2 protein-coding genes and 2 pseudogenes are annotated in these 2779 nt (G+C 74.7%); all 4 read left to right on the forward strand.

The genetic code is table 11. The features are described 5' to 3' along the window. Positions 1-215: hypothetical protein (locus tag JNW87_RS37135; RefSeq protein ID WP_238455329.1), on the forward strand; the 215-nt coding region annotated here is incomplete at its 5' end. 52 nt (positions 216-267) lie between these two features. Next, positions 268-1158, forward strand: a pseudogene (locus tag JNW87_RS37140) (DUF2398 family protein); the annotation flags it as partial. A gap of 338 nt (positions 1159-1496) precedes the next feature. Then, a complete protein-coding gene (locus tag JNW87_RS40110; protein WP_255544806.1) occupies positions 1497-1628 on the forward strand; it encodes a hypothetical protein in 132 nt (43 codons plus the stop codon). Positions 1629-1642: 14 nt separating this feature from the next. Continuing rightward, a pseudogene (locus JNW87_RS37145) lies at positions 1643-2779 on the forward strand (TIGR02680 family protein); the annotation flags it as partial.

Here is a 2779-nt window from a genome sequence, read left to right on the forward strand (position 1 = left end):
GGAGGGCCTCGCCGGGACACCGGCTGGACGAGGCGCAGACCGGCGTCCTGCTGCGCCTGCTCGACATCGCGCTCGCCGCCCGGGTCGGCGCGCCGCGCCGGCGCCGCTGGCCGCGGCCGCGCACGGCGTCCGGCTCACCCTCACCCCGACGCCGGGTCGGTTCACCACGATGGCCACCACCGCCGGCCGTCTCCACCTCGACGGGTATGCGCTGAGCGTGACCGCCGCGACGCACACCGCGGTCCGCCGCCCGGAGCTGGTCTCGGCATGACCGAACCGACCCGTCACCGGTTCGCCGCCGACATCAGCGACCTGGAACTGGCCGACTACCAGCGCGCCGTCCGGCTGGTGCTGCGCCACCCGCTGATTACGGCGACCTGGCCGGACGAGCGGGCGCTGCCACGGGTCCGGCGGTTCGCGGCGACCCTGCGCCGGGACCTGTCCGAGGCGTTCGGCTACCGGCTGGAGTTGCACGGCGCCACGGCACGGCTGGTCCGGGCGAAGGACCGGTTGGATCCGACCCAGCCGGCGCTGTCGCGCACCGGCCGCGCGTTCGACCGCCAGCGGTACGCGTACCTGGCGTTGTGCCTTGCGGTGCTGGGCCGCGCCGGCATCCAGATCACCCTCAGCGAGCTGGCGGACTCGGTGGCCGCCGACGCGAACCGGATCACCGGCCTGGGGCTGGACCCGGACCACGGCGCGGACCGGCGGGCGTTCGTGGACGCCGTCGGCTGGCTGGAGGAGCGCGGTGTGCTCCGGCTCGCCGACGGTTCCAGCGCCGCCTGGGCCAGCGACCCCGGTGCGGGTGAGGCGCTGTACGACGTGGCGCGGGACGTCGTGCTCGCGCTGTTCCGCCCGACCCGTGTCCTGCAGCATGTCGAGTCGGTGACAGCGCTGCTGGACCGGACGATGGCCAGCAGCGGCAACGCCGAGCGGCGTCAGGCCGCCCAGGTCGCCCGACGGGCGGTGGTGGAGGGCCCGGTGGTTTATCTGACCGACGTCGAGCCGGCGGTCGCCAACCACCTGCGGGGCGCGGCGCTCGCCGCCGACCTGGTCCGGCTGACCGGGCTTCGGCTGGAGCGACGCGCCGAGGGCGTGCTGCTGGTGGACACCACGGGCTTCACCGTCGAACGGTTCCCGGGCACCGGTTCGGTGGCGCAGGCCGCCGTGCTGCTCGCCGTCGAGATGGCCGACCGGGCCCTCGACCCGGACGGCCGCCGGGTCCGGCGGCTCGCCCCGCCCGACCCGCACGCCCGGCAACGCGCGCTGGTCGACCAGCTCGACGCCGGCCTGCCAACCGCCACGCAGGTGCTGCTCGACGACGCGGTGTCGCTGCCCCCGACCGGGGACGACCCGGTCGACGCGACCGGCGAGGGCCGCCTTCCCCTCATCACGACAGCTTCCTGCGGGACGCGGTCGGGGAGATTCTGCGACGGTACGGGTCCGCGTTCGGGGCCCAGTGGCACGCCGACCCGGAGCGGCTGCGTACCGAGGCGGTGGCGTTGCTGGAACGGTTCGCCGCGGTCATCCGCGTGCCGGGCGGCGTCCTGGTCCAGCCGCTGGTGGGCCGCTACCGCCACACCGTCGCCGCGGTCCGGCAACGGGCCGCCACCGAGACCCTCTTCTGACCTTGGAAGCCTTCATGATCGAACAACGCGCCGTCCGCCGCTTCGCGCCCACCCGGGCCGGGATCATCAACCTGTGGGACTACCGCGACGAGGAGTTCCTCTTCGTCGACGGGTGGTTGGTGCTGCGCGGGCCGAACGGCTCCGGCAAGACGAAGGCGCTGGAGGTCCTCTTCCCGTTCGTGCTCGACGGGCGGATCGAGCCGCGCCGGCTCAACCCGTTCGCCAGCGAGGACCGGACGATGAAGTCGAACCTGCTCTACCGCGGGCAGGAGGTGGCCCACGCGTACGTGTGGATGGAGTTCGGCGACGGCGACTCGTACGTGACGGTCGGCATCGGACTGCGCGCCCACCGGCACGTCGACCGGGTGACCCGCTGGCACTTCGTCACCGACGGCCGGATCGGCGTGGACTTCTCCCTGCTCGACACAGACGACCGGCCGCTGACCCGGCGCGACCTGATCGACCAGCTCGGCGCCGACGCGGTGCGGGACTCGCCGGAGGACTACCGGCATCTCGTCGACGCCCGGCTGTTCGGCCTCGGCCCGGCCCGCTACGAGCAGCTGCTCGACCTGGTGCTGACGCTGCGCAAGCCGCAGTTGGCCAAGGACCTCAACCCGGTCGAACTCTCCCGCACCCTGCAGCGCGGGCTGCGGCCGGTCGAGGACCACCTGCTTGTGGAGGCCGCCCGCTCGTTCGACGACATGGAGGCCGTCGCCCGTACGCTCGAAGGGCTGGCCGCGGCGGACGCCGCCACCGCCGCCTTCCTCGCCGTCTACTCGACCTACCTGCGCACCCACGCTCGCGCGGCGGCCGACCTGCTGACCGGGCGCCGGGACGCGGTCACCGGCCGGTCCGCGGCGTTGGCCGACGCGCGTCAGGAGGCCGTCGTGGCGGCCGAGTCCGAGACCGCGGCCACCGCGCGGCTGCGGGCCGTCGAAGGCGAACCGGGTCGCCTGCGCGCGCACCTGGACAGCCTGAAGAGCTCGGCGGCCTACCAGTCCCACGAGCAGCTCGCCGACCTGGAACGGCACGTGCACGACCTGGCCGACGCGGCCGAGCGGGCTCGCCGTACCGTCGCCGTCGAGCGGGACGCCACCGCGCGGCGGCGCGGACGAGTGGGAACGGGCCGCCGTGGCGACCGCGACGCGCGG

It is taken from the genome of Micromonospora sp. ATA51, from assembly GCF_016802855.1.
In the GTDB taxonomy this organism is placed as follows: Bacteria; Actinomycetota; Actinomycetes; order Mycobacteriales; family Micromonosporaceae; genus Micromonospora; species Micromonospora sicca.